The sequence below is a fragment of the Arthrobacter sp. 05L421 genome, from assembly GCF_056397785.1.
Genome location: NZ_JBFTOC010000016.1, coordinates 16,130 through 39,220 on the forward strand (window position 1 = coordinate 16,130; position 23,091 = coordinate 39,220).

Consider the following 23,091-nt stretch of genomic DNA (forward strand, 5'->3'; position numbering starts at 1 on the left):
CGAGGACTTCCAGAACACTTGTCATCAGAACCCTCCTGCCAGCTTGAACGCCTCATACAGGTCATCGGCTGAGGCCGTCTCAGCGATGCTCGATGCGACGTTGAACCGCCCTGCACCGGTCCTGCCGTCACGGCCGAAACGGGACCTCGGCGACCGGGTCAAGGCAGGAGGCTCCTCATCAGCAACGACGACCAGAACATTCCCATCGCCGTCGTCGAACGAACCGTGCAACTCAAGCTTCGTCAGCGTCGCGGCGTCCTTCACGAAAAACACCCGAGCATCCCGCTGATCAGCGACCAGACGAACTACACCGCCCCCTGGTGCCTCGCTCTCGCCCGGCACGGCCGACCAATGCCCCGAGGCGAGTCCCCGACCAATCAACGCCAGTGCAACGCCGAGCCGCCCGAACTGTTCCGAAGGGAAATCCGCGTTGTGAACCGCCAGGGTGACAGGACGGTCCGACAGCGGTTCATAGCGGCCTTCACCCGCCGCTGGCATGCGGCCCGTACGAAAAACAGTCAGAGCCAGGTTCAATACGTCGATGAGACGCGCGAGAAACTTGCGCTGGAACTCCGAAATCACTGAAGAATCAAGCGTTTCTTGGTCTTTAGGGCCAGCAAGGTTCCCTGCCAAATCACGGAGACTAAGTAGGTCAGCCTGCAACTCTTTCACAGAGGCCGAATTCCATGCAGTCCCAACTCCATAATCAACCAAGAAGCTCAACTTCTCGGTCAGCGACGCTAGGACCAAGGCCAGTAACGTTGGCTTGCCGTACGCACCCAGAAGTGCGGACTGCGCTATCGCGCCGGAATTCCCCCGGTAATCCGAACCGTACGTGAGCCGAAGGAGGTTCCGGTGATACGACTCAAGGTGTTCTTCGCTGAGAACAACCGCAGGCGGCGATGCTGGCCACGGCCGAGCGAGGTCTTGGATAGCGCCTGCGAAAACCGTATGGAGATTCGCGTCCTGCGCGGACAGGCCAACCATCAACGTCAACCGGTCCGTATACAGCGCCTCAAGGCGCTTGCGCATCAATCTGTTCTCTGGCTGCTCCGTCCACCCCGAAATCTGTGATTCACGTGCGATGAGCAAGTCCCGGTACTCGGTCTCCGCTTCTCGGGCGAGCACCGCACAGCCATGAAACTTAATGACGTCGATACGGGGCCCAACAATGCGGAAATCAGTCGGCTTCACGGCAACCCGAACCAGCGAACCGAACGCCGGCGTTAGTTTATCCATAGCCTTCTCAAGGAGCCCGTCCCAATTTGCGGTGACCGCCGATTCGACCAGCCCCTCAAGCATGAGGACCGCGATACAGTAGTGCTCCACATCGGGCTCAAGATCCGGCGACCCATACGTGTTCGGAACGTCGAGACCCGTCCAGACCAAATAGTCGTCGGGGTTGTCATCGCCGACGAGCACATCGAGAACTTTCGAGTAATTAGTTACCAACGGTGAAATGATTCGGCTCCGCAGCGGCCAGTCCTCGACCGCTATCGACAAGTCGATGCTCTCCAATTCTTCGTGGCTCAGGCCAGCGAGCTGCAACATCTCGTTGAGCGCGGTGCGGTACGCACAATCCGCGATGCCATCGACGATGTTCGAACGGATGTGCTCGACAACACGCTCGAGGAGTGCATAGACATTCGGCACCCTCTCGCGAGAGATGCCTGAACCAAGCCACAGGATGTATTGGCCTGCGTTGAAGGCGGTGGTGAACTCTGAAAAGGTCGAGCCGAACCGTTCCAGGACAGCAGACACTGTCCTCACAGGTTCAGCCTGCATCCTGCGCCCCCTTCAAGTGCAAATCAACCTCCGCAGCCGGCGGACGGTCCGCACGCCAAGGTTCCCAGGTCATCCTGCCATACATGGACCCGAGCACCACGTTCCTGGGAGTCGGACGACGACTCAACCTGGACGCGTCTCGAAATGCGGCGTCTTTTTTGGGCTGTCTGACGCTTACTTCGTTAGGCAATGCGCCCCCCAGCGGCTCTCGACGACTGAGAACAACCACTTTGGAAGTGTGCGGCTTCCAAAGCTTCCGTCCGGCCGGGGGTCGGTCTGAACCGCGTCGACGAATGCCCATCTCCTGTGACGGCCGTCGGCCCAAAGGAACCCGCTCGAGTACCCGCAAAACGCCGCGTGGGTCCGACCTGCCCGTCCGCGTCGGCATGGCGGGGGCAGCCATGGAGCATCCTCGGGGCCCGCAACAGGGTGACCGCCACGACGATCGCGTTAATGCGCTCAGTGTTTGTTCTCAAGTTGGACAATCGCGAGAGTTGCACCTGCCCGCGCAGACCATCGGCTACGCCCGGATCTCCACCAACGAACAGGGCCTGGCACCGCAGCGCAAGGCGCCTGCGGGTCTGGTCGTCCCCGGTGCACTGGTCAATGGTGACCACGGCGTGACCGGAAGGAACGGGAACGGCCGGGGATGAACGAAGCCCTAGCGGCTGTCCGGGCCGGCCGCAACCGGGTGGCTACGAAACTCCATCGGTTTGCCCGGCCCTGTCCGGTGCTCGAGAACATCAACGAGGTCATGACGACAGTTTCCAGGAGTTCCAACCACTAACAGGGATGACCACGAGGATTTGACCCCTAGTGGCCGCAAGTCATGCAGCTCCAAGCGCTCCCGGCCATGAAGGAGTACCCAGCAACCGCTGTCCAAGCCAAGTGAAGGAGCTGCCAGACCGCAACGCCACCACAAAATGAGCCCCCGCAGGGGCCCATAAAAGGAGATTTGTACACAGTCAGAGGCTCACAAGCCCCTGAACAGGGAAAACACGTGCCCGAGGTGGGACTCGAACCCACACACCTTTCGATACCGCATTTTGAGTGCGGCGCGTCTGCCAATTCCGCCACTCGGGCGCGGAGTACACCTGTAACAATCACTCAACCACAGTGCTGTGAGCAACGCGATTGCTTCCAGTGCGCGAAATTACTCTACATGCAGATAGGCTGAATTCCAGAATCGCGCCAGTGACGCCGCATCGAACCAAGCCGGTCCAAGTACATCGGCGGACGAAACCTATGATGGTGTAGTTCCCGCCGTACCTTTCCAAGGAGTTCCCGTGTCAGAACAGACGGAGTCATCCCCCACTTCCCAGCCGGCTCGCCGCGTTGTAGTCGCAGAGGATGAGACACTCATTCGCCTGGACATCATCGAGATCCTGCGCGGCGAAGGCTACGACGTCGTCGGCGAGGCGGACAACGGCGAAAAGGCCGTGCAGCTTGCCGAGGAGCTCAAGCCCGACCTGGTCCTGATGGACGTCAAGATGCCCGTCATGGACGGCATCTCGGCCGCTGAGAAGATCGTCAAGGCCCGGATCGCCCCAGTGGTCCTGCTGACGGCCTTCAGCCAGAAGGAACTCGTGGAGCGCGCCCGCGACGCCGGCGCCATGGCGTACGTGGTCAAGCCGTTCACCCCGGCGGACCTCATCCCGGCGTTGGAGATCGCGCTGTCCCGCCACGAGGAAATCAAGGCCCTCGAGAGCGAGGTCACTGACCTGCAGGAGCAGTTCGCCACCCGCAAGCTCGTGGAGCGCGCCAAGAGCCTCCTCACCACCAAGATGGGTCTGACGGAGCCGGAAGCCTTCCGCTGGATCCAGAAGACCTCGATGGACCGCCGCCTCAGCATGCGCGAGGTGGCCGAGACCATCATCAACCAGGTCAACTAGTAGCGGCCCGGCCCAAAGCACCGAAGCCACAAAGCAAAAGGGAGGATCCCCGCCAACCGGCGGGGATCCTCCCTTTTGCGTTCAAGCTTTCAAGCGTTCAGAACTAGGCCTGGGCCCGGTTCTTCTTCTTCTTTTCCGGCCACGGGCCGACCTTGTCCTTGGTCACGGCTGCTTCGCCCTGGCCGCCGATGTCGGCAAGGTCGCCCACCTTGTGAACCTTCAGCAGGTTCGTCGAGCCCGCCTTTCCGGGAGGCGAACCGGCGGCGATGACCACCAGGTCACCGTCCTCGACGACGTCCAGCTCGAGCAGGCTGCGGTCAACCTGGGCCGTCATTTCGTCGGTGTGGCCCACCATCGGGACCAGCACCGGCTGGATGCCCCACGTGAGTGCGAGCTGGTTCCAGACGTGCTCCACCGGGGTGAAGGCGAAGACCGGCTTGATGGGGCGCAAGCGCGAGAGGCGGCGTGCCGAGTCACCGGACTGGGTGAAGGTACAGATGTACTTCGCTTCCAGCTGGTCGGCGATCTCGACGGCGGCGCGGGTGATGGCGCCGCCGCGGGTCTTGGGCTTGGTGCCCAGCGGGGGGACGCGCTCGAGGCCGTGCTCTTCGGTGGACTCGATGATCCGGGCCATGACCTTGACGGTCTCGATCGGGTACTTGCCCACGCTTGTCTCGCCGGAGAGCATGACGGCGTCGGCGCCGTCGAGCACGGCGTTGGCGCAGTCGGAGGCCTCGGCGCGGGTCGGACGCGGGTTCTCGATCATGGACTCGAGGACCTGGGTGGCCACGATGACCGGCTTGGCCCAGCGGCGCGCCAGTTCAATGGCGCGCTTCTGCACGATCGGCACTTCCTCGAGGGGAAGTTCCACACCGAGGTCGCCACGGGCCACCATGATGGCATCGAAGGCGTCGATGATCTCGGGGAGCTGCTCCACGGCCTGCGGCTTCTCGATCTTGGCGATCACCGGAACGCGGCGGCCTTCTTCGTCCATGATCTCGTGCACGCGGACGATGTCCGAAGCGTCGCGGACGAAGGACAGGGCAACCATGTCCACGCCGCGGCGCATGGCCCAGCGAAGATCGTCCTCGTCCTTTTCGCTCAGCGCCGGCACGTTGACGGCCACGCCGGGCAGGTTGATGCCCTTGTTGTTCGAGACCCAGCCGCCGACGATCACCTGGGCGACCACCTTGACGGCGTCGACGTCGATCGCGCGGAGCGCGACCTTGCCGTCGTCGATCAGCAGGGCATCGCCCGGGTTGACGTCCTCGGTGAGGGACTTGAGCGTGGTGGAGCAGATGTCCTTGGTACCGGGAACGTCCTCGGTGGTGATCGTGAACGTGTCACCGACCTCAAGGAGGTGCGGTCCGTCGACGAAGCGGCCCAGCCGGATCTTCGGGCCCTGCAGGTCGGCCATGATGGCCACGGCCTTGCCGAGCTGTCCCGCTGCCTTGCGGACGTTCTCGTAGGTGGTGTCGTGCACGGAGTAATCGCCGTGGCTCATGTTCATACGGGCCACGTCGACGCCGGCTTCCAGCACCGCCAGCGTGTTCTCGAAGCTTGCGATTGCCGGTCCGAAAGTGGCCACGATTTTAGCGCGTCTCATATACCTACCCTAGTGGTCTGTTGCATGGATTAAGTTGAAGTGAAAATGAATCCCGGACGAGCTGTTGGACTCGACCTGCTGGACTCGAGCTGTTGAACTACAGAACAGCCATCGCACGGTCGGTCGGCGCCACGGGTGCCGGCAGTATGGTGCTGCCCATCAGGAACTTGTCCACCGCGGCCGCGCAGGCGCGCCCTTCGGCGATGGCCCAGACGATCAGCGACTGGCCGCGTCCGGCGTCGCCGGCTACGAAAATGCCCTCAGTGTTGGTCATGTAGTAACCGTCCCGGGCCACGTTGCCGCGGCCGTCGAAGTCGGCCTGGACCTGGGCGGTGATCCCTGCAGGCTCGGGGCCGGTGAAGCCCAGGGACAGCAGGACGAGGTCCGCGGGGACGATCCGCTCGGTACCGGCCTTCGGGAGGCGCTTGCCGTCGACGAATTCCGTCTCCGCCACCTTGACGCCCGTGACCTTGCCGTTTTCCCCGACGAACTCCACGGTGGAGGCGAGATAGGTGCGTTCGCCGCCTTCCTCGTGCGCGCTGGCGACCTCGAACAAGGTGGGGAACGTCGGCCAAGGCTGGTGGCCGGCACGCTCGACGGGCGGCTGCTTGCCGATCGCGAGGGTGGTCACTGATGCGGCCTGGTGCCGGTGCGCGGTGCCGAGGCAGTCGGCGCCGGTGTCGCCGCCGCCGAGGATGACGACGTGTTTGCCCGCGGCGTTGATCTGGTTCTCCACGGTCTCCCCCGCCACCACCCGGTTGGCCGGCACGAGGTAGTCCATCGCGAAGTGGATGCCCTCGAGCTGGCGGCCCGGGATCGGCAGGTCACGCGGGACGGTGGCGCCGGTGGCGATCACGACGGCGTCGTACCGGCGGCGCAACTGCTCCCACGTCACGTCCGTGCCGACGGCCACGCCGGTGCGGAACCTGGTGCCCTCGGCCTTCATCTGCTCGAGCCGGCGGTCCACCTGCTCTTTTTCCATCTTGAAGTCGGGGATCCCGTAGCGCAGGAGCCCCCCGATCTTGTCGTCGCGCTCGTAAACAGCCACAGTGTGGCCCACCCGGGTCAGCTGCTGGGCGACGGCGAGCCCGGCGGGCCCGGAACCGACGACGGCGACCGTCTTGCCGGTCAGTCGCGCCGGCGGCAGGGGGTTGACCCAGCCGTTCTCGAAGGCCTGGTCCACGATGGACACCTCAACCTGCTTGATGGTCACCGCGGGCTGGTTGATGCCCAGCACGCACGACGCCTCGCAGGGGGCCGGGCACAGCCGGCCCGTGAACTCGGGGAAGTTGTTGGTGGCGTGCAGCCGCTCCATCGCTTCCTCGCCCTTGTCCCGCCAGATGAGGTCGTTCCATTCCGGAATGAGGTTGCCCAGCGGGCAGCCCTGATGGCAGAACGGGATGCCGCAGTCCATGCAGCGGCCGGCCTGGCTCTTCAGGACACCCTTTTCCTGGGCCTCGTAGACCTCTTTCCAGTCCATGATGCGGACCGGAACGGGACGGCGGGGCTGGGTTTCGCGCTGACGTACTTTCAGAAATCCGCGTGGATCAGCCACCGGTCACCTCCAGGATTCGAGACCAAACTTCTTCGCCGTCGGGGTCCAGGCCCTCTTCGATGGCGTCAAGACGGGTTTGCAGGACGGCCGCGTAGTCGCGCGGCAGCACCTTGGTTATGCGGGCTGCGGTGTCATCGAAGTTCTCGAGCAGCCGGGCCCCAAGCAGCGACTCGGTTTCCTCGACGTGCTTGACCAGCAGCCCGTGGACGATGTCGCGGTCCTCGGCGTCGAGCTCGACCAGCTTCAGCTCACCGGACTCGAGGGCCTGCTTGTTGACGCGTTCGGTCTGCAGGTCCAGCACGTAGGCCGTGCCGCCGGACATGCCGGCACCGAAGTTGCGGCCGGTGCGGCCGATGATCAGCGTCTGGCCGCCGGTCATGTACTCGCAGCCGTGGTCACCGATGCCTTCGGCCACCGCGGTGGCCCCTGAGTTGCGGACCAGGAAGCGTTCGCCCACCTGGCCGCGCAGGAACATTTCACCGCTCGTGGCGCCGTAGCCGATCACGTTGCCCGCGATCACGTTCCGCTCGGCCGGGAACACGTTGGTGCGGTCCGGCCGGACGATGATGCGGCCGCCGGACAGTCCCTTGCCGACGTAGTCATTCGAGTCGCCGAACATGCGCAGCGTGATGCCAGCCGGCAGGAACGCCCCGAGTGACTGGCCGGCGGTGCCACTGAGCGTGATGTCAATGGTGTCCGTGGCCAGGACGTCGGTGCTGAAGGTCTTCGTGACCACGTGGCCGAGCATGGTGCCGACGGAGCGGTCCGTGTTGATGACGTTCACGGAGATCTTCACCGGTGTGCGGTCACTGAGCGCTTCGGCTGCCATGGCGATCAGGCGCTGGTCGAAGTGCTTGTCGAGTTCGTGGTTCTGGCCGGTGAGGTTGCGCAGCGGCGCATCCTTGTCGAACTCGAGGCCATGCAGGATCGGATCCAGGTCCAGCCCCTCGGCCTTCCAGTGGTTGATCGCGTCGCGGGAGTCGAGCATCTCGGCATGGCCGATCGCCTCCTCGATGCTGCGGAAGCCCAGTTCCGCGAGGATTTCGCGTACTTCCTCGGCAAGGAATTCGAAGAAGTTCACCACGAACTCGGGCTTGCCGTTGAACCGGGAGCGCAGCTCGGGGTTCTGGGTTGCGACTCCCACTGGGCAGGTGTCCAGGTGGCAGACGCGCATCATGATGCAGCCGGAGACCACCAGCGGAGCCGTGGCGAAACCAAACTCCTCGCCGCCGAGCAGCGCGGCAATGACGACGTCGCGGCCGGTCTTGAGCTGGCCGTCGACCTGCACCACCACACGGTCGCGCAGGCCGTTGAGCATCAGGGTCTGCTGGGTCTCGGCGAGGCCGAGTTCCCAGGGGACACCGGCGTGCTTGAGCGAGTTCAGCGGCGAGGCGCCGGTACCGCCGTCGTGGCCCGAAACCAGCACGACGTCGGCCTTGGCCTTGGTGACGCCTGCCGCCACGGTGCCGATCCCGACCTCGGAGACGAGCTTGACGTGCACCCGGGCCGAGGGGTTGGCGCGCTTGGCGTCGTAGATCAGCTGCGCGAGGTCCTCGATCGAGTAGATGTCGTGGTGCGGGGGCGGCGAAATGAGGCCGACGCCGGGGGTGGAGTGCCGCGTGCGGGCCACCCAGGGGTAGACCTTCTGCGCCATCAGCTGGCCGCCTTCGCCGGGCTTGGCACCCTGCGCCATCTTGATCTGGATGTCGTCCGCGTTGGACAGGTACAGGCTGGTGACGCCGAAGCGGCCGGAGGCGATCTGCTTGACCGCGGAACGGCGGGTGGGATCGAGCAGGCGGTCCACGTCCTCGCCGCCTTCACCGGTGTTGGACTTGCCGCCCAGCCGGTTCATGGCGATCGCGAGGGTCTCGTGGGCCTCTTTGGAGATGGAGCCGTAGCTCATGGCGCCGGTGGAGAACCGCTTGACGATGCTGGAAACCGGTTCCACTTCCTCAAGCGGCACCGCGGGACGCGAACCGGACTTGAACTTCAGCAGCCCGCGCAGGGTCATGAGGTTCTCGGACTGATCGTCCACGCCGCGGGTGTAGGCCTTGAAGATGTCGTAGCGGCGTTCACGGGTGGCGTGCTGGAGCCGGAAGACGGTCTCGGGGTTGAACAGGTGGGGTTCGCCGTCGCGGCGCCACTGGTATTCGCCGCCGCCGAGCAGGGGCTGGTGCGGCAGTTCGATGCCGTTCTCCGGGTAGGCCATGCGGTGGCGGGCCAGGACTTCGGCGGCAATGACTTCGAGGCCGACGCCGCCGAGCTGGGAATGTGTGCCGGAGAAGTACTCGTCCACCAGGTCCTGGCCGAGGCCGAGGGCCTCGAAGGTCTGGGCGCCCGTGTAGGAGGCCACGGTGGAGATGCCCATCTTGGACATGATCTTCAGGACGCCCTTGCCGAGGCCCTTGATCAGGTTGTAGACGCCGTCCTGCGCTGTGACGCCCACGACGTCGCCGGTGGCGATGAGCTGTTCCACGGATTCCATGGCCAGGTATGGGTTCACGGCGGAGGCGCCGTAGCCGATGAGTACGGCGACGTGGTGCGTCTCGCGGACGTCGCCGGCCTCCACCACGAGGGCGGTCTTGGTCCGGTTGGCGCTGCGCAGGAGGTGGTGGTGCACGGCGCTGACGAGCAGCAGGGACGGGATCGGGGCCCACTGGGCGTTCGAGTCGCGGTCCGAGAGCACCACGTACTGGACGCCGCGGTTGATGGCGCCGGAGACCTGCTCGCAGATTTCGGTGAGCCGGGCGCGGAGGGCGTTCTCGCCGCCTTCCGGGCGGTACAGTCCGCGGACCTTCATGGCGACCTTGCCGCCGTCGGCGCTCTCGATGTTCGCGATCTTGGCGAGCTGGTCGTTGTTGATCACGGGGAACGGCAGCGAGACCTGCGGCTGGCGGACCTGGGTGGTGTCCAGCAGGTTGCCGTTCGGGCCGATCGCGCACATCAGGGACGTGACAAGCTCTTCACGGATGGCATCCAGCGGCGGGTTGGTGACCTGCGCGAAGGACTGCACGAAGTAATCGAAGAGCAGCCGCGGCCGCTTGGAGAGCACGGCCACCGGGGTGTCGGAACCCATGGCACCAAGAGGTTCGGCGCCGGTGCGGGCCATCGGGCCCAGCAGGATCTTCAGTTCCTCGGTGGTGTAGCCGAAGGTCCGCTGGCGGATGTTGACTGAGGCGGCGGTGTGGACCACGTGCTCGCGTTCGGGCAGGTGGTTGAGGTCGATCAGGTTGTCCTTGACCCATTCGGCCCACGGGTTCGCGGCGGCGACCTCTGCCTTGACCTCGGCGTCGTCGATGATCCGACCTGCCTCGGTGTCGACCAGGAACATCTTGCCCGGCGAGACGCGGCCCTTCTTGACCACCTTGGAGGGTTCGACGTCGATCACGCCGACCTCGGAGGCGAAGATGATGAGGCCGTCCTCGGTGATCCAGTACCGGCCAGGGCGCAGACCGTTGCGGTCCAGGGTGGCGCCGACCAGATTGCCGTCGGTGAAGGAGACGGCCGCCGGTCCGTCCCACGGCTCCATGAGCATCGAGTGGTACTCGTAGAAGGCACGGCGGGCCGGATCCATGGTGGCGTGGTTTTCCCACGCCTCCGGGATCATCATCATGATCGAGTGCGTGATGGGCCGGCCGGAGAGCCAGAGCAGTTCCGCGACCTCGTCGAACGAGGCGGAGTCCGAGGCACCCGGGGTGCAGATCGGGAACAGCTCTTCGGGTGAGTCCCCCAGCAGCGGGCTGGCCAGCTGCGACTGGCGTGCCCGCATCCAGTTCCGGTTGCCCTTGACAGTGTTGATCTCGCCGTTGTGCGCGATGGTGCGGAACGGCTGGGCAAGGGGCCAGGACGGGAACGTGTTGGTGGAGAAGCGCGAGTGGACGATCGCGAGCTTGGTCTTAAAGCGCTTGTCCGACAGGTCCGGGTAGAACGGCTCCAGCTGCGCAGTGGTGAGCATGCCCTTGTAGACGATGGTCCGCGAGGACAGCGACGGGAAGTACACGCCGAACTTGTTCTGGGCGCGCTTGCGGATCCGCCAGGCGCGGGAATCGAGCTCGTTGCGCTCGAGGGTTTCGCCGGTGCTGGAGGCGAAGAAGGGCTGCGAGAAGTGCGGCATGCAGGCCCGGGCCATGGCCCCGACCAGGTCGGCCACGATCGGGACGTCGCGCCAGCCCAGGACTGTCAGGCCCTCATCTGCGGCGAGGCCTTCGATGCCGGCGCGTGCGGCGTCGGATTCGCGCTGCTCGGCGGGCAGGAAGGCGGTTCCCACGATGTACTGGCCGGGGGCCGGAAGTTCGAAGTCGGTAACCGCGCGGAAGAATTCGTCCGGCACCTGCATGAGGAGGCCGGCGCCGTCACCGGTACCTTCATCGGCGCCCACGGCACCTCGGTGCTCGAGGTTGCGCAGGGCGGTCAGGGCGGCGTCGACGATGTCATAGCCGGGCTCGCCGCGGAGCGTGGCGATGATGGCCAGGCCGCAGGCGTCCTTCTCGTTCTCCGGGTTGTAGAGACCGGCAGCTGCCGGAATCGCCGCGAACCGGCTGAAGGGTGACTCGGCAGCCGAAGTCGGGTCCGGATCGGACCAGCTGGGGCTGTGAAGAGTTTGGGTCATTGGAGACGTCCTTCCTCCTGATCGTGCGTATGGGAGGGACAACATTGGCCCCACTCAGCAGGCCGGTGTGATGGGCGCAACAGAGTGTTTTTCTAACTGGAATTGTAGGCCAGCCCGGCCTCCTGTACTAACAGTTACGCAGGTGCTGGCCCAGGCTTGCACGGACAGCGTCGATCTGCTGTCCGCAGCAAGCCTTCTTGCCACGACGCTGTGGGGGTTCGGGTCCTGCGAGCGGTGGCTCCGCAACCCGAGATACCGCTGCTGAGCTACTTGGTGCCCTCAGCCTCCGGCGCGCTTCCAGTTCCCTGGCGTCCGGATACTCCGGCTGCCGGAGCTCCTGTGGCGGGCGCGGTGCCGCCGGTGGAGTCCTTGTCCGCATCCTCGGATGCGCGAACTGGTCCGCTTTGGTTATTCCGGAGATTAGCACGGGATTCACTATCTGAGACAGCAGAGTCCGCATGGCGGATGGTTGTTGCTTCCGCGGGAACGGTGCTGCGTTCTCCCTCGGCGTCATTCGCCCGCACTTCGTTCGTCCCGACGACGGCGGCCGGTCCGGCGGTGGTGCCTCCCGCACCTGCGGCGCCTGTCGCGTCGGTGGTGCGCCCGGCGTCGGTGGTGCGCCCGGCGTCGGTGGTGCGGTGGACGTCGGCGGGGCGGTCGACGTCGGCCGCTTCAGCGTCCGTCTCTGCCTCAACCGGCTTAGTCTCCGCCGGTGCGCGGCCCGGCAGGAACACAGTGTCCGGCTCGGAGCGCTTGCGGAGGCCGAGAAGGATGAAGGCGAGCAGGGCACCGGCAAAGACGATGATGCTGGTCCAGACATTGAGCCTGGTGGTGATCCCGAAGAGGCTGATCTGCTCGGCGTCGTCGATCCGCATGGCCTCGATCCAGACACGGCCCAGGGTGTAGTACATGGCGTAGACGCAGAAGAGGCGGCCGCGGCGGAAGCTGAATCGCCGGTCCAGGGCCAGCAGGATCAGCACGCCGGCCAGGTTCCACAACGACTCGTAGAGGAACGTCGGGTGGAAGAGCGTCTCTGGCGGCATGCCCGCCGGGAAGTTCGGGCTGTTGGGATCGATCTGCAGCCCCCACGGAAGCGTGGTGGGGCCGCCGAAGAGCTCCTGGTTGAAGTAGTTGCCCCACCGGCCGATCGCCTGGGCCAGCAGCAGCCCGGGGGCCGCCGCGTCCATGAAGGCGGTCAGCTTCACCCCGGCGCGCCGGCACCCGATCCAGGCGCCCACGGCGCCCAGCAGGACGGCGCCCCAGATGCCCAGGCCGCCACGCTGGATCTGCGGAATCAGGGACAGGTCGCCCGTGCCATCGAACCCGGGACCAAAGTAGGCATCCGGCGAGGAGAACACGTGGTAGAGCCGTCCGCCGATGATGCCGAACGGGATGGCCCAGATGGCAATGTCCCAGACGCTGCCCTCAGGTGCGCCGCGACGCGCCCAGCGGACGGACGTGAGCCACAGGCCGGCAATGATGCCGGCGAGGATGCACAGGGCGTAGGCGTGGATACGCAGTGCTCCCCACGGCAGCGGGATGTCGAATCCGGACCAGCTCGGGCTCGGAATGCTCGCGGGAATCATCGCCGCCGCGTGGAGGACTGACTGCATTGCTTACGCTTCTTCCTTGGTAAGGCCGGTGCTGAGGTCTTTCGTCAGGGAGGCTACCGCATCCACGCCGCCGTCCCGGATTGCCGCGACCAGGGCGGTGCCCACAATCACACCGTCCGCATACTCGGCGATCTCCCGGACGTGGCCGGCGTTGGAGACGCCCAGGCCCACGCAGACGCGTTCGGCGCCGGCGGCGTGCGCGGCGGCCACAACATTCCTGGCCGCCGAGCTGACCGAGGTCCGGGCGCCGGTGACGCCCATGATGGAGACGGCGTACACGAAGCCGCGGCTCGCGTCGACAGTGCGCTTCATGCGTTCGGGGGAAGACGAGGGGGCCACCAGGAACACCCGGTCCAGTCCGTACTTCTCCGAGGCTGCCATCCATTCGGCGGCCTCGTCCGGGATGAGGTCGGGCGTAATCAGCCCGGCTCCCCCGGCCTCGGCCAGGCGGCGGGAGAACTCATCCACGCCCATCCGGACCACGGGGTTCCAGTAGGTCATGACCAGCACGGCGGCGTCGGTCTTGCTCGTGATGCCGCGGACCACGTCGAAGACCTCCCGGACGCGGAAACCGTTCGCCAGGGCCTCCGTCGTGGCCGCCTGGATGACCTGGCCGTCCATGACCGGATCGGAGTACGGGATGCCGATCTCGATGAGGTCGGCGCCGTTCTCGGCCAGTGCGATGCCGGCCGCAATGGTGTCTGCAACGCTCGGGTAGCCGGCGGGCAGGTAGCCAATCAAGGCCGCCCGACCCTGGGCGCGGGCGCGGTCAATGGCCGCTGCCGACTTGCTGGCGTGCTCGGCGGCGTTCTGCGTGCCGTCCTGGCTGGTGCTCACAGCTGTTCCCCCTCTTTGGCGATTTCGGCTTCGGGTGAGTCCTTGTCCAACAGGTCGAACCATTCCGCGGCGGTCGCCACGTCCTTGTCGCCGCGGCCGGAGAGGTTCACGATCACGATCTTCTCGGACGCCGTGCTGGCATCCTCGGAGGCGAGCCGCTGCCCCACCTTGATGGCGCCGGCGAGGGCGTGGGCAGATTCGATGGCGGGGATGATGCCCTCGGTGCGGCACAGGAGCCGGAAGGCCTCCATGGCTTCGCTGTCCGTGATGGGCTCGTAACTGACCCGACCGATGTCGGCGAGGTAGGAGTGCTCGGGGCCGACCCCGGGGTAGTCCAAGCCCGCCGAGATGGAGTGGGACTCGATGGTCTGGCCGTCGTCGTCCTGCATGAGGTAGGAGCGCGCACCGTGCAGCACACCGGGCTTGCCGAGGGTGATGGTGGCCGCGTGGCGTCCGGTTTCGACGCCCTCGCCGCCGGCCTCGAAGCCGTAGATCTTGACCGAGGGGTCATCGAGGAAGCCGTGGAAGATGCCGATCGCGTTGGAGCCGCCACCGATGCAGGCACAAACGGCGTCCGGAAGCCGGCCCGTCTGATCCAGGATCTGGCCCCGGGCTTCCTCGCCGATCACCTCGTGGAAGTAGCGGACCATTGCCGGGAACGGGTGCGCGCCGGCGGCGGTGCCCAGGAGGTAGTGCGTGTTGCCCACGTTCGCGACCCAGTCGCGCAGGGCCTCGTTGATGGCGTCCTTAAGCGTCTGGGATCCGTTGGTCACCGGGATGACCGTGGCGCCGAGGAGCTCCATCCGGGCCACGTTGAGGGACTGCCTGCGGCAGTCCTCGGCGCCCATGTAGACCACGCATTCCAGGCCCAGCAGGGCTGCCGCCGTGGCGCTGGCAACGCCGTGCTGACCGGCACCGGTCTCGGCGATGACGCGGGTTTTGCCCATCCGCTTGGCGAGCAGGGCCTGGCCGATAACGTTGTTGATCTTGTGCGAGCCGGTGTGGTTGAGGTCCTCGCGCTTGAGGAAGATCCGCACCCCGCCGGCGTGCTCGGCGAAGCGCTTGGCCTCGGTCAGCAGCGACGGGCGGCCGGAGTAGTTCTTGTTCAGGTCGGAGATCTGCGCCGTGAAGTCGGGGTCGGCCTTGGCTTTCTCGAAGGTGTCCTCGAGCTCGTCCAGGGCCGCGATGAGCGACTCGGGCATCCAGCGCCCGCCGTAGCCTCCGAAGTAGGGCCCCGGGGCGTGCCGCAGAGACGGTTCGCCCTGTGCCGTAGGCTCCTGGGGGCGGCCGCCCTGCAGGAACGCGTCCACGGCACTTTCGTCAGAGCCGGCTGCTGGCGCATCGACCATCAGTCTCACCATCCTGTTCCACTGCTAGCTTTGCGGATCTGCAGACGAGATCCGCTCATTGTCCGGGCAAATTGCGGGCCCGGTACCGCATACGGTCCGGACGGAGGCGCCAGGACCGGCCGGGCTCAGGCGCGGGCGGCGATCGCCGTTGCGCCGGCAGCCATGAATTCGGCGATCCGCTCGCGGGGCGTCGCGTCACTGACCAGCGCCTCGCCGACCAGGACCGCGTTGGCGCCGCGGGCCGCGTAATGCTTGACGTCCTCCACGTCGCGCACACCGGATTCGGCCACCACAAGGGCGCCGGCGGGAATGCCGCCGGCCAGCTCCGCAAAAACGGAACGGTCGACGTCGAGCGTCTTGAGGTTGCGCACGTTGACGCCGATGATCCGGGCCTCCGCGGCGACCGCGCGCTCGATTTCCTCGGCGGTGTGCGTCTCGACCAGCACGTTCATGCCGAGCCCGCGGCTGAGGGCCGTGAATTCGCGCAACTGGGCGTCAGAGAGCGAGGCCACGATCAGCAGGATCAGGTCGGCACCATGGGCCCGGGCCTCCCAGATCTGGTACTCGTCCACCATGAAGTCCTTGCGCAGCAGCGGAATGTCCACTGCGGCCCGGACGGCGTCGAGGTCCGCGAGGGAGCCCCCGAAGCGGCGTTCCTCGGTCAAGACGCTGATCACTGCCGCCCCGCCGTCGGCGTACTGCGCGGCGAGGGACGCGGGATCGGCGATGTCCGCGAGCCTGCCCTTGGACGGGCTGCGGCGCTTGACTTCGGCGATGACCTTGAGTTGGTCCCGGGTGCTGGAGGTCCCGCCCAGGGCGGCCCAGGCGTCACGGGCGGGCGTTGCCGCGGCGGCGCGCTCCTTCAGTTCCGCGAGCGTGACCAGGCGCTGGCGTGCCTGCATATCCTCCAGGACACCGGCGTTGATGTCGTCGAGAACGCTCACGCTCAGTGGCCGGAGTTCTTCAGCTTGCTGCCGCCGACGCCGTAGCCGGCCTTGCGCATGGCCCAGCCGGCGAGCAGGCCGATCACCATGATTGCCGCACCCGCGACAAAGATGGGGGTGTTGGCGATGACGAAGGCGATGGACGCAATGAGGGCGCCGACCAGCATCACGATCACGCAAGTCCATGCGGCCGGGCTGTTGCCGTGACCCGGCGCTTCGCTGTGATCGACGTCGTCGTAGACGCCCTTCGGCGCAGCGGACGTGGATGCGGAAACAGTGGCTTTGCTCATTGAAATCTCCTCAGGATGAATACTGCTTACATTCTGCCATTTTTTGGCGGCGTTATTGGCACCGTTGCCGGCACCGTTGCTCGCCGCGGCATCGGCTCAGGTGGGGTCGTCACCGCGGGACAACCGGTCCCAGCTGTCAATCTCGTCCGCGGGCGCGGCCGAGGCAGCACCACCGGCTGCAGTTCCGCCGGCGTCTGCCGCGTCATATTTGGTGCGGCTCTTCCAGTAACGGCCGGCCGGCACGATCGCAAAGGCGCTAATTCCCAACAGGGCACCGGCGACGACGGCGAGAAGGGGGAACACTGTCACGTCCACCTGCACGGTGCTGCCGCTGATCCCGGTGGCGGCAGCGATCGATCCCTGCGCGGCGGACAGCGGGTCCGCCAGCACCACGGCCGCCGCGGCCACGATCCCCGCGGCCGTGAGGAGGATGATCGCCGTGATAACCCAGCGGGCCACGCGGCCGGCGATGGAGGCCGCGAGGCCGCCGGCGAGGGCGACAAGGGCCAGGGCCGTCACAGTGGTGGCAGCCTTGCTGCCCTGGACCTGCAGCCCGTCCTGGCTGGCCACGGCCGCGCCGAGCTGAGCGGGGTCCAGGTGCACGGTGAGCCAGGTCTGGGTGGTGGTCCCGAACACGGCCAGCGCCAGGGCGGCGATCACCAGGACCAGGGTGGACTTGCGGGCCCATCCGGGGACGGCTGGACGAGTGGTGCTCTTCACGGTTCCTTCCGGCTGTCCCATCAGGAATCCGCCCCGGCGTCGGGTGCTGAGTCGGTGACGGCGTCACCGTTGATGTTGTGCAGCGAACTGGCCGTGTGGACAGCCCGGAGCGGGGCGGCGGCCTTGTTGACGGTTTCCTGGGCCTCGGTGGGGTTGACCGAATCTGCCACGATCCCGCCGCCGGCCTGGACGTAGGCGCGTCCTTCCCGGAGCAGGGCGGAGCGGATCGCGATCGCCATGTCCATGTCCCCGGCGAAATCCAAATAGCCCACCACGCCTCCGTAGATGCCGCGCCGGTGCGGTTCAAGTTCGTCCAGAAGACGCAGGGCCCGCGGCTTCGGGGCACCGGAGAGGGTACCGGCCGGGAATGTGGCCTTGAGGACGTCGTAGGCCTTGGCGGCCGGGGCCAGCTCGCCCACCACCGTGGACACCAGGTGCATGATGTGGCTGAAGCGTTCCACTTCCATAAATTGGGTGACGTCGACGGATCCTGCGACGCAGACCTTGGAGAGGTCATTGCGGGACAGGTCCACCAGCATGAGGTGCTCGGCGCGTTCTTTCTCGTCCGCCAGCAGTTCCTCGGCCAGCGCCTTGTCCGCCTCCACCGTCTTGCCGCGCGGCCGTGACCCGGCGATGGGGTGCGTGATGACCTCGTCCCCGGTGACGGTGACGAGGGCCTCCGGCGAGGAGCCGACGATTGTGTATTCGCGGCCCGCGGCGTCCTCGAAGCTGAAGAGGTACATGTAGGGGCTGGGGTTGGTGTTCCGCAGGACCCGGTAGACGTCGAGGGGGTCGGCGCCGCACTCCATTTCGAAGCGGCGGGAGATCACCACCTGGAAGACCTCGCCGTCCACGATCGCCTCCTTGCCGCGGTCCAGGGCAGCCAGGTATTCGGATTCGTCCCAGCGTTCCTGCACGCTCGACGCGAAATCCAGGGCGGCCGTTTCGAGCACGGAGACAGGCTGTTCCACGGGGCGGCTGATCTTGTCCAGCAGGGCTTTGACGCGGGCGACGGCGTCGTGCCAGGCGTCGTCGACGCGTTCGGTGCTGTTGTCGAAGTTGATGGCGTTGGCGATCAGCAGGACGGTGCCGTCCATGTTGTCGTGGACCGCCATGTCCGTGACGAGGTTGAGGGCCATTTCCGGCAGCTGGAGGTCGTCCTCCGGCGGGGTGGTCAGCTTCTCCCAGTGCCGGACTGTTTCCCAGCCGAGGAATCCGACCAGGCCGGACGTGAACGGCGGGAGGCCGTCGAAGCGTTCGGTGCGGAGCGCCGCAACGGTGTCGCGGATGGCGTCCACCGGGCTGCCGTCCAGCGGCACACCGACCGGGGGCTCGCCCAGCCAGTGCGCACTGCCGTCCTTGGTGGTGAGGGTCGCCCGGGAGCGGGAGCCGATGAAGGAATAGCGGGACCAGGCGCCTCCGACCGCCGCCGATTCCATCAGGAACGTGCCAGGCTGGCCCTGGGCGAGCTTGCGGTAGAGCCCGATCGGGGTTTCGGCGTCAGCCAGCACCTTGAGCCGGACGGGGATGACGCGGCTGTGGCCTGCGAGTTCACGGAACTCTTCGAGGCCGGGGCTGATGATTCCAAGGTCCTGCATGGCTGTGCTTTCCGCCTGTTCTTTAGGTGGACCGGTCCCGGATCCGGTCATGGATCTGTGTGGGTCCGGTTCGTGAAGCTGTGTGTCCTGTTGCGGGTCTCCTACTGCAGGGGCTTAGCCCCCGTGGCCGACGACGGCGTCGAGCTCGCGGCCGTCGAAGCAGGTCCGGGTTCCCGTGTGGCAGGCTGCGCCGACCTGGTCGACGCGGACCAGCAGGGCATCGCCGTCGCAGTCCATGGCGAGCGACTTGACCCATTGCACATGCCCGGAGGTGTCACCCTTGCGCCAGTACTCCTGGCGGGACCGCGAAAAGAACGTCACGCGGCCGCTGGTCATGGTGCGGTGCAACGCCTCATCGTCCATCCAGCCCAGCATCAGGACCTCGTGAGTATCGAACTGCTGGACGATCGCGGCCACCAGTCCTGCACTGTCCCGCTTCAGGGCGTCCGCCAGTCCGGCCGGCAGGGGGCTGCCGTTGACGGGACTGCCACCGACAGCGCTGGTGACGGGGATGGCACTGTCATTGACGGGGCTGGGGGCGGGGGCGGGCTGCTCAGACATCAGATCAAGTCTAGTGCCTCCGGGCGTGCCGGCGGCCTGCGGGCCGTCCCGTCGCTTAACACTGTGGCCCAATCGCGGCGCCTGCAGTGCTCACCCGCCGGATCATGCCGCCAGGCACGGTCACGGCGGCGATTCCTGTGCCCACTCGCGGCCGTCTCGTGCTAGTTTCACAAGTGATGCATTTCGTCGAACCGTCCCGAGAAGTCCTGGCCGAAACCCTGCTTGCGGCCGGCCCTGATGCCGCCACGCTCTGCGCAGGCTGGCTCACGCGCGATCTTGCGGCGCACCTGTACTTGCGCGAGCGGAAAATCGCCGTCGGACTCGGCCTGCTGATCAAACGCCTCTCCAAGGCCTCAGACCATGCGACAGCCGAACTGGCGAGCTCTCTGAAGACCCCCGAGGACTACGCCAAGCTCATCAACGACTTCCGTTCCGGCCCCCCGGCGCTCTCGCCGCTGCGGATCAAGGCCCTGGACGAGAGCTCCAACCTGATCGAGTATTTTGTGCACACCGAGGACGTCCGCCGCGCCGTGGACCGCTGGGCCCCGCGGGCTCTGGACCAGGCCTACTCGGACGCTTTGTGGGATGAGCTAGTCAAGCGCGCCGCCATCCTGTACCGCGGCGTGGATCTGGGCATTGTGCTGGTGAGCCCGTCCGGTCCGCGTCATGTGGCCAAACGCGCTCCCGTGTCCGTGGCCATCGTCGGCGAGCCGGGCGAGCTGCTCATGCACGCCCACGGCCGCACCCGCCACGCCCTGGTGACGTTCGAGGGCCAGCCCGACGCCGTCGCGCTCCTGCAGTCCGCCGAAGTCGGCCTCTAACTCCTCCCGAACCTCCGCAGGACCTCCGCAGAACCAAACAACGCGGGGTCACTTACGGCCCATAAACCCTTCCGGGATGGGCGGTAAGTGACCCCGCGTTGCTTTGATCCGATGGAATCAGCGGACTTCGAAGCCTGCCTCGCGGATCGCGGCCTTGACCTGCGCGATCATGTCCAGCGGGCCGAAGTGGAAGACCGAGGCCGCCAGGACGGCGTCTGCCCCTGCTGCCACGGCCGGCGGGAAGTGCTCCGGCTTGCCCGCGCCGCCGGAGGCGATGAGCGGGACCTTGACCCCGCCCCGCGCCAGACGGATCAGTTCCAGGTCGAAGCCGTCCTTGGTGCCGTCGGCGTCGATCGAGTTCAGCAGGATTTCACCCACCCCGCGGTCCGCAGCTTCCCGAGCCCAGGCGATGGCATCGATCCCGGTCCCCTGCCGTCCGCCGTGCGTGGTGACCTCGAAGCCGGACGCCGTGGGCTGCGAGCCCGGACGGGTGCGCCGCGCGTCGAGGGAGAGCACCAGGACCTGGGAACCGAAGTGCCGGGTGATCTCGTCGATCACGTCCGGCCGGGCCACGGCCGCGGTGTTGATGGCGGCCTTGTCCGCGCCGCAGCGCAGGAGCTTGTCCACCTCAGCCACGCCGCGGACGCCGCCGCCGACCGTCAGCGGGATGAAGACTTCCTCGGCGGTGCGGCGGACGACGTCGAACGTGGTCTCCCGGTTGCCGGAGGACGCCGTGACGTCAAGGAAGGTCAGCTCGTCGGCGCCGCTGTTGTCGTAGCGGTGTGCCAGTTCCACCGGGTCCCCGGCGTCACGGAGACCCTCAAAGTTGATGCCCTTGACCACGCGGCCGGCATCGACGTCGAGGCACGGGATGACGCGCACGGCAACAGTCATGACTTCTCCTGATGTTTTGCTGGAGGCTAATTGCGGCAGGGGTGATTTCCGGAGGAACCCGCTGGCCGGACCCGGCGGGGGCGCCTAGATGCGGCAGGCGTGGATGCTGCTGACCAGGATGGCGCGGGCGCCGAGGTCGTAGAGCTCGTCCATGATCCGGTTGGTTTCCCGCTTGGGCACCATTGAGCGGACGGCCACCCAGTCCGAATCGCGCAGCGGCGAGACCGTGGGCGATTCCAGGCCCGGGGTGAGTGCTGCGGCCTGTTCCACGAGTTCCTTGCGGATGTCGTAGTCCATCATCACGTACTGCCGGGCCACGAGGACTCCCTGGAGCCGGCGGATCAGGACCTCAGTGGCCGGGTTCTGCTCGCCCTTGCGGCCGATCAGCACCGACTCGGAATTCAGGATCGGCTCGCCGAAGATCTCCATGCCGGCGGCCCTCAGCGTGGTGCCGGTCTCAACGACGTCGGCGATCGCGTCCGCGACGCCGAGGCGGACGGAGGATTCCACGGCGCCGTCGAGGCGGACCACCTTGGCGTTGATCCCGCGCTCGGCCAGGTAGCCGCGCAGCAGCCCGTCGTAGCTCGTGGCCAGGCGCTTGCCTTCGAGCTGGGTGACGTTGCTGAAGTCGCCGATCGGGCCGGCGAAGCGGAAGGTCGAAGCGGCGAAGCCCAGCGGCAGCAGCTCCTCAGCCTCGACCTCTGCGTCCAGCAGCAGGTCGCGGCCGGTGATACCGACGTCGAGCGTTCCCTGGCCCACATACACGGCAATGTCGCGGGGGCGGAGGAAGAAGAACTCAATATCGTTGTCGGGGTCCACCATGACCAGCTCGCGGGTATCGCGGCGCTGGCGGTAGCCGGCCTCGGCCAGCATGGCCGCGGCAGCTTCGGACAGGGATCCCTTATTCGGGACGGCAACTCTCAGCATGGGAAAAGTCTTTCTTGGGTTCGGAAGGATCTGTGGGGGCACATCGGCCACGCGGTGCACGGGATCCGCCAGCGAAGTCACGGCGGTTTCCGGTGCGGGCGCGGCTAGAGATGCTTGTAGACGTCTTCCAGGGTGAGTCCTTTGGCGAGCATCAGAACCTGCAGGTGGTACAGCAGCTGCGAAATTTCCTCGGCCGCGGCTTCATCGGACTCATACTCGGCAGCCATCCAGACCTCGGCTGCTTCCTCCACGACCTTCTTGCCGATGCCATGGACTCCGGAATCCAGTTCAGCGACGGTGCGGGAGCCTTCCGGGCGGACGGCGGCCTTTTCACTCAGTTCTGCGAACAGCGACTCGAAATTCTTCACGCCCCCAAGCCTACTTGCTCCCGGCGCGGGAACGCCCGCCGTGCCGTTGCATGACGGAGGGGAAGTGAGGCGACACACATACAACACAGCGAACACAGCCGGCGCGGGCGGCCAGGGCGGCCAGGATGGCGCCCGCGCCGGCCCCGGCTGCAGCCTGGGCCCGCAGCTTAGGGCCGCAGCTTGAGGGCTTAGCCGAACTGCTTGAGGGTCACTGCGGTGGCCAAAGCAGCGGTAACCGCCTCGTGCCCCTTGTCCTCAGTGGATCCCGGCAGGCCGGCCCGGTCGATCCCCTGCTGCTCGGTGTCGCACGTCAGCACGCCGAAGCCCACGGGAACACCGGTGCGGACGCTGACCTCGGTCAGGCCCAGGGTGGCTGCCTCGCAGACATATTCGAAGTGCGGCGTGCCGCCCCGGATGACGACGCCCAGCGCCACGACGGCGTCGAAGTGCGGTGCCAGCCGGGCCGCAGCGACGGGGAGCTCAAATGTGCCGGGCACGCGCAGGACCGTCGGCTCATTGATCCCGGCGTCCTTGGCGGCGCGCAGGGCGCCGTCGAGCAGTCCGTCCATGATCCGGGTATGCCAGCTTGCGGCCACAATGGCCAGCTTGAGCTGTGAAGTTTCCTCCGGCTTGAAGGTGCTGAGGTCGATCTGGGGGGCGCCGTGGCCGCTCATAGGGTAATCCTTGCTGTTAAGTCTGGTGGTTGGGCCGCTGGCCTGGCA

The 23,091-nt window shown here is 66.4% G+C and carries 19 protein-coding genes and 1 tRNA gene; 3 read left to right on the forward strand and 17 right to left on the reverse strand.

Going from position 1 to position 23,091, the window contains the following annotated elements; all coding sequences use genetic code 11:
* Positions 1-24: 24 nt before the first annotated feature.
* Positions 25-1,761: an SIR2 family protein gene (locus AC1DKQ_RS16760; RefSeq protein WP_476919622.1), complete on the reverse strand. Its 1,737-nt coding sequence runs from the start codon at positions 1,759-1,761 to the stop codon at positions 25-27.
* A gap of 518 nt (positions 1,762-2,279) precedes the next feature.
* Here AC1DKQ_RS16760 and AC1DKQ_RS16765 point away from each other — a divergent pair.
* On the forward strand, positions 2,280-2,438 hold the full coding sequence (locus AC1DKQ_RS16765; RefSeq protein ID WP_476885786.1) for a hypothetical protein: 159 nt from the start codon (positions 2,280-2,282) through the stop codon (positions 2,436-2,438).
* A gap of 348 nt (positions 2,439-2,786) precedes the next feature.
* On the opposite strand, the gene AC1DKQ_RS16770 is transcribed toward AC1DKQ_RS16765, so the two are convergent.
* Positions 2,787-2,868 (reverse strand) — tRNA-Leu (locus tag AC1DKQ_RS16770).
* A 203-nt stretch (positions 2,869-3,071) separates the two neighbouring features.
* Between AC1DKQ_RS16770 and AC1DKQ_RS16775 the strand changes: the two genes are divergently transcribed.
* Positions 3,072-3,677, forward strand: coding sequence for an ANTAR domain-containing response regulator (locus tag AC1DKQ_RS16775; protein ID WP_090581781.1), 606 nt, complete (start codon positions 3,072-3,074; stop codon positions 3,675-3,677).
* Positions 3,678-3,780: 103 nt separating this feature from the next.
* Here the strand turns inward: AC1DKQ_RS16775 and pyk are convergent, their stop codons facing one another.
* The 11 genes from pyk to hisI all read right to left on the reverse strand — a co-directional run bounded on the left by pyk (position 3,781) and on the right by hisI (position 19,359).
* Positions 3,781-5,283, reverse strand: a complete 1,503-nt coding sequence (pyk, locus tag AC1DKQ_RS16780) for a pyruvate kinase (protein ID WP_476885787.1) — start codon at positions 5,281-5,283, stop codon at positions 3,781-3,783.
* A 97-nt stretch (positions 5,284-5,380) separates the two neighbouring features.
* Positions 5,381-6,838, reverse strand: a complete 1,458-nt coding sequence (locus tag AC1DKQ_RS16785; RefSeq protein WP_476885788.1) for a glutamate synthase subunit beta — start codon at positions 6,836-6,838, stop codon at positions 5,381-5,383.
* Positions 6,831-11,447 (reverse strand): glutamate synthase large subunit, encoded by a 4,617-nt coding sequence (gene gltB, locus AC1DKQ_RS16790; protein ID WP_476885789.1) that lies wholly within the window; start codon positions 11,445-11,447, stop codon positions 6,831-6,833. The genes AC1DKQ_RS16785 and gltB overlap by 8 nt, the downstream gene beginning before the upstream one ends.
* Before the next feature lie 266 nt (positions 11,448-11,713).
* A complete protein-coding gene (gene lgt / locus AC1DKQ_RS16795; protein ID WP_476885790.1) occupies positions 11,714-13,060 on the reverse strand; it encodes a prolipoprotein diacylglyceryl transferase in 1,347 nt (448 codons plus the stop codon).
* A 3-nt stretch (positions 13,061-13,063) separates the two neighbouring features.
* The gene (gene trpA / locus AC1DKQ_RS16800) at positions 13,064-13,897 is read right to left on the reverse strand and encodes a tryptophan synthase subunit alpha (protein ID WP_476885791.1); all 834 of its coding nucleotides are present in this window, start codon (positions 13,895-13,897) and stop codon (positions 13,064-13,066) included.
* Complete coding sequence (trpB, locus tag AC1DKQ_RS16805) at positions 13,894-15,246, reverse strand: tryptophan synthase subunit beta (protein ID WP_476885792.1); 1,353 nt, start codon at positions 15,244-15,246, stop codon at positions 13,894-13,896. The genes trpA and trpB overlap by 4 nt, the downstream gene beginning before the upstream one ends.
* Positions 15,247-15,371: 125 nt before the next feature.
* A complete protein-coding gene (trpC, locus tag AC1DKQ_RS16810; RefSeq protein WP_476885793.1) occupies positions 15,372-16,190 on the reverse strand; it encodes an indole-3-glycerol phosphate synthase TrpC in 819 nt (272 codons plus the stop codon).
* Positions 16,191-16,192: 2 nt separating this feature from the next.
* Positions 16,193-16,480: an HGxxPAAW family protein gene (locus tag AC1DKQ_RS16815; protein WP_229995248.1), complete on the reverse strand. Its 288-nt coding sequence runs from the start codon at positions 16,478-16,480 to the stop codon at positions 16,193-16,195.
* Between the two features lie 96 nt (positions 16,481-16,576).
* Positions 16,577-17,221: a Trp biosynthesis-associated membrane protein gene (locus tag AC1DKQ_RS16820; protein WP_476919623.1), complete on the reverse strand. Its 645-nt coding sequence runs from the start codon at positions 17,219-17,221 to the stop codon at positions 16,577-16,579.
* On the reverse strand, positions 17,221-18,798 hold the full coding sequence (locus tag AC1DKQ_RS16825; protein ID WP_476885795.1) for an anthranilate synthase component I: 1,578 nt from the start codon (positions 18,796-18,798) through the stop codon (positions 17,221-17,223). Before AC1DKQ_RS16825 ends, AC1DKQ_RS16820 begins: the two co-directional genes overlap by 1 nt.
* 114 nt (positions 18,799-18,912) lie before the next feature.
* The gene (hisI, locus tag AC1DKQ_RS16830) at positions 18,913-19,359 is read right to left on the reverse strand and encodes a phosphoribosyl-AMP cyclohydrolase (RefSeq protein ID WP_476885796.1); all 447 of its coding nucleotides are present in this window, start codon (positions 19,357-19,359) and stop codon (positions 18,913-18,915) included.
* A 176-nt stretch (positions 19,360-19,535) separates the two neighbouring features.
* Between hisI and AC1DKQ_RS16835 the strand changes: the two genes are divergently transcribed.
* Positions 19,536-20,180, forward strand: coding sequence for a TIGR03085 family metal-binding protein (locus AC1DKQ_RS16835; protein ID WP_476885797.1), 645 nt, complete (start codon positions 19,536-19,538; stop codon positions 20,178-20,180).
* 117 nt (positions 20,181-20,297) lie between these two features.
* Here AC1DKQ_RS16835 and hisF read toward each other — a convergent pair whose 3' ends face one another.
* From hisF to ribH, 4 genes are all read right to left on the reverse strand, one after another.
* Positions 20,298-21,074 carry an imidazole glycerol phosphate synthase subunit HisF gene (gene hisF, locus AC1DKQ_RS16840; protein WP_476885798.1) on the reverse strand — a complete coding sequence of 259 codons (777 nt, stop codon included), beginning with the start codon at positions 21,072-21,074 and terminating at the stop codon, positions 20,298-20,300.
* A gap of 84 nt (positions 21,075-21,158) precedes the next feature.
* Positions 21,159-22,001, reverse strand: coding sequence for an ATP phosphoribosyltransferase (hisG, locus tag AC1DKQ_RS16845; protein WP_476885799.1), 843 nt, complete (start codon positions 21,999-22,001; stop codon positions 21,159-21,161).
* Positions 22,002-22,105: 104 nt separating this feature from the next.
* Positions 22,106-22,369: a phosphoribosyl-ATP diphosphatase gene (locus tag AC1DKQ_RS16850; RefSeq protein WP_018772463.1), complete on the reverse strand. Its 264-nt coding sequence runs from the start codon at positions 22,367-22,369 to the stop codon at positions 22,106-22,108.
* Between the two features lie 188 nt (positions 22,370-22,557).
* A complete protein-coding gene (ribH, locus tag AC1DKQ_RS16855; protein ID WP_476885800.1) occupies positions 22,558-23,043 on the reverse strand; it encodes a 6,7-dimethyl-8-ribityllumazine synthase in 486 nt (161 codons plus the stop codon).
* Between the last annotated feature and the right edge of the window lie 48 nt (positions 23,044-23,091).

Coding starts and splice junctions, on each gene's coding strand:
- AC1DKQ_RS16820 (WP_476919623.1), bottom strand. CDS start 17,221: ATGGGACAGCCGGAAGGAACCGTGAAGAGCACCACTCGTCCAGCCGTC.
- AC1DKQ_RS16835 (WP_476885797.1), top strand. CDS start 19,536: ATGCATTTCGTCGAACCGTCCCGAGAAGTCCTGGCCGAAACCCTGCTT.
- AC1DKQ_RS16815 (WP_229995248.1), bottom strand. CDS start 16,480: ATGAGCAAAGCCACTGTTTCCGCATCCACGTCCGCTGCGCCGAAGGGC.
- AC1DKQ_RS16825 (WP_476885795.1), bottom strand. CDS start 18,798: ATGCAGGACCTTGGAATCATCAGCCCCGGCCTCGAAGAGTTCCGTGAA.
- hisF (WP_476885798.1), bottom strand. CDS start 21,074: ATGACTGTTGCCGTGCGCGTCATCCCGTGCCTCGACGTCGATGCCGGC.
- pyk (WP_476885787.1), bottom strand. CDS start 5,283: ATGAGACGCGCTAAAATCGTGGCCACTTTCGGACCGGCAATCGCAAGC.
- hisI (WP_476885796.1), bottom strand. CDS start 19,359: ATGTCTGAGCAGCCCGCCCCCGCCCCCAGCCCCGTCAATGACAGTGCC.
- trpB (WP_476885792.1), bottom strand. CDS start 15,246: ATGGTCGATGCGCCAGCAGCCGGCTCTGACGAAAGTGCCGTGGACGCG.
- hisG (WP_476885799.1), bottom strand. CDS start 22,001: ATGCTGAGAGTTGCCGTCCCGAATAAGGGATCCCTGTCCGAAGCTGCC.
- ribH (WP_476885800.1), bottom strand. CDS start 23,043: ATGAGCGGCCACGGCGCCCCCCAGATCGACCTCAGCACCTTCAAGCCG.
- lgt (WP_476885790.1), bottom strand. CDS start 13,060: ATGCAGTCAGTCCTCCACGCGGCGGCGATGATTCCCGCGAGCATTCCG.
- gltB (WP_476885789.1), bottom strand. CDS start 11,447: ATGACCCAAACTCTTCACAGCCCCAGCTGGTCCGATCCGGACCCGACT.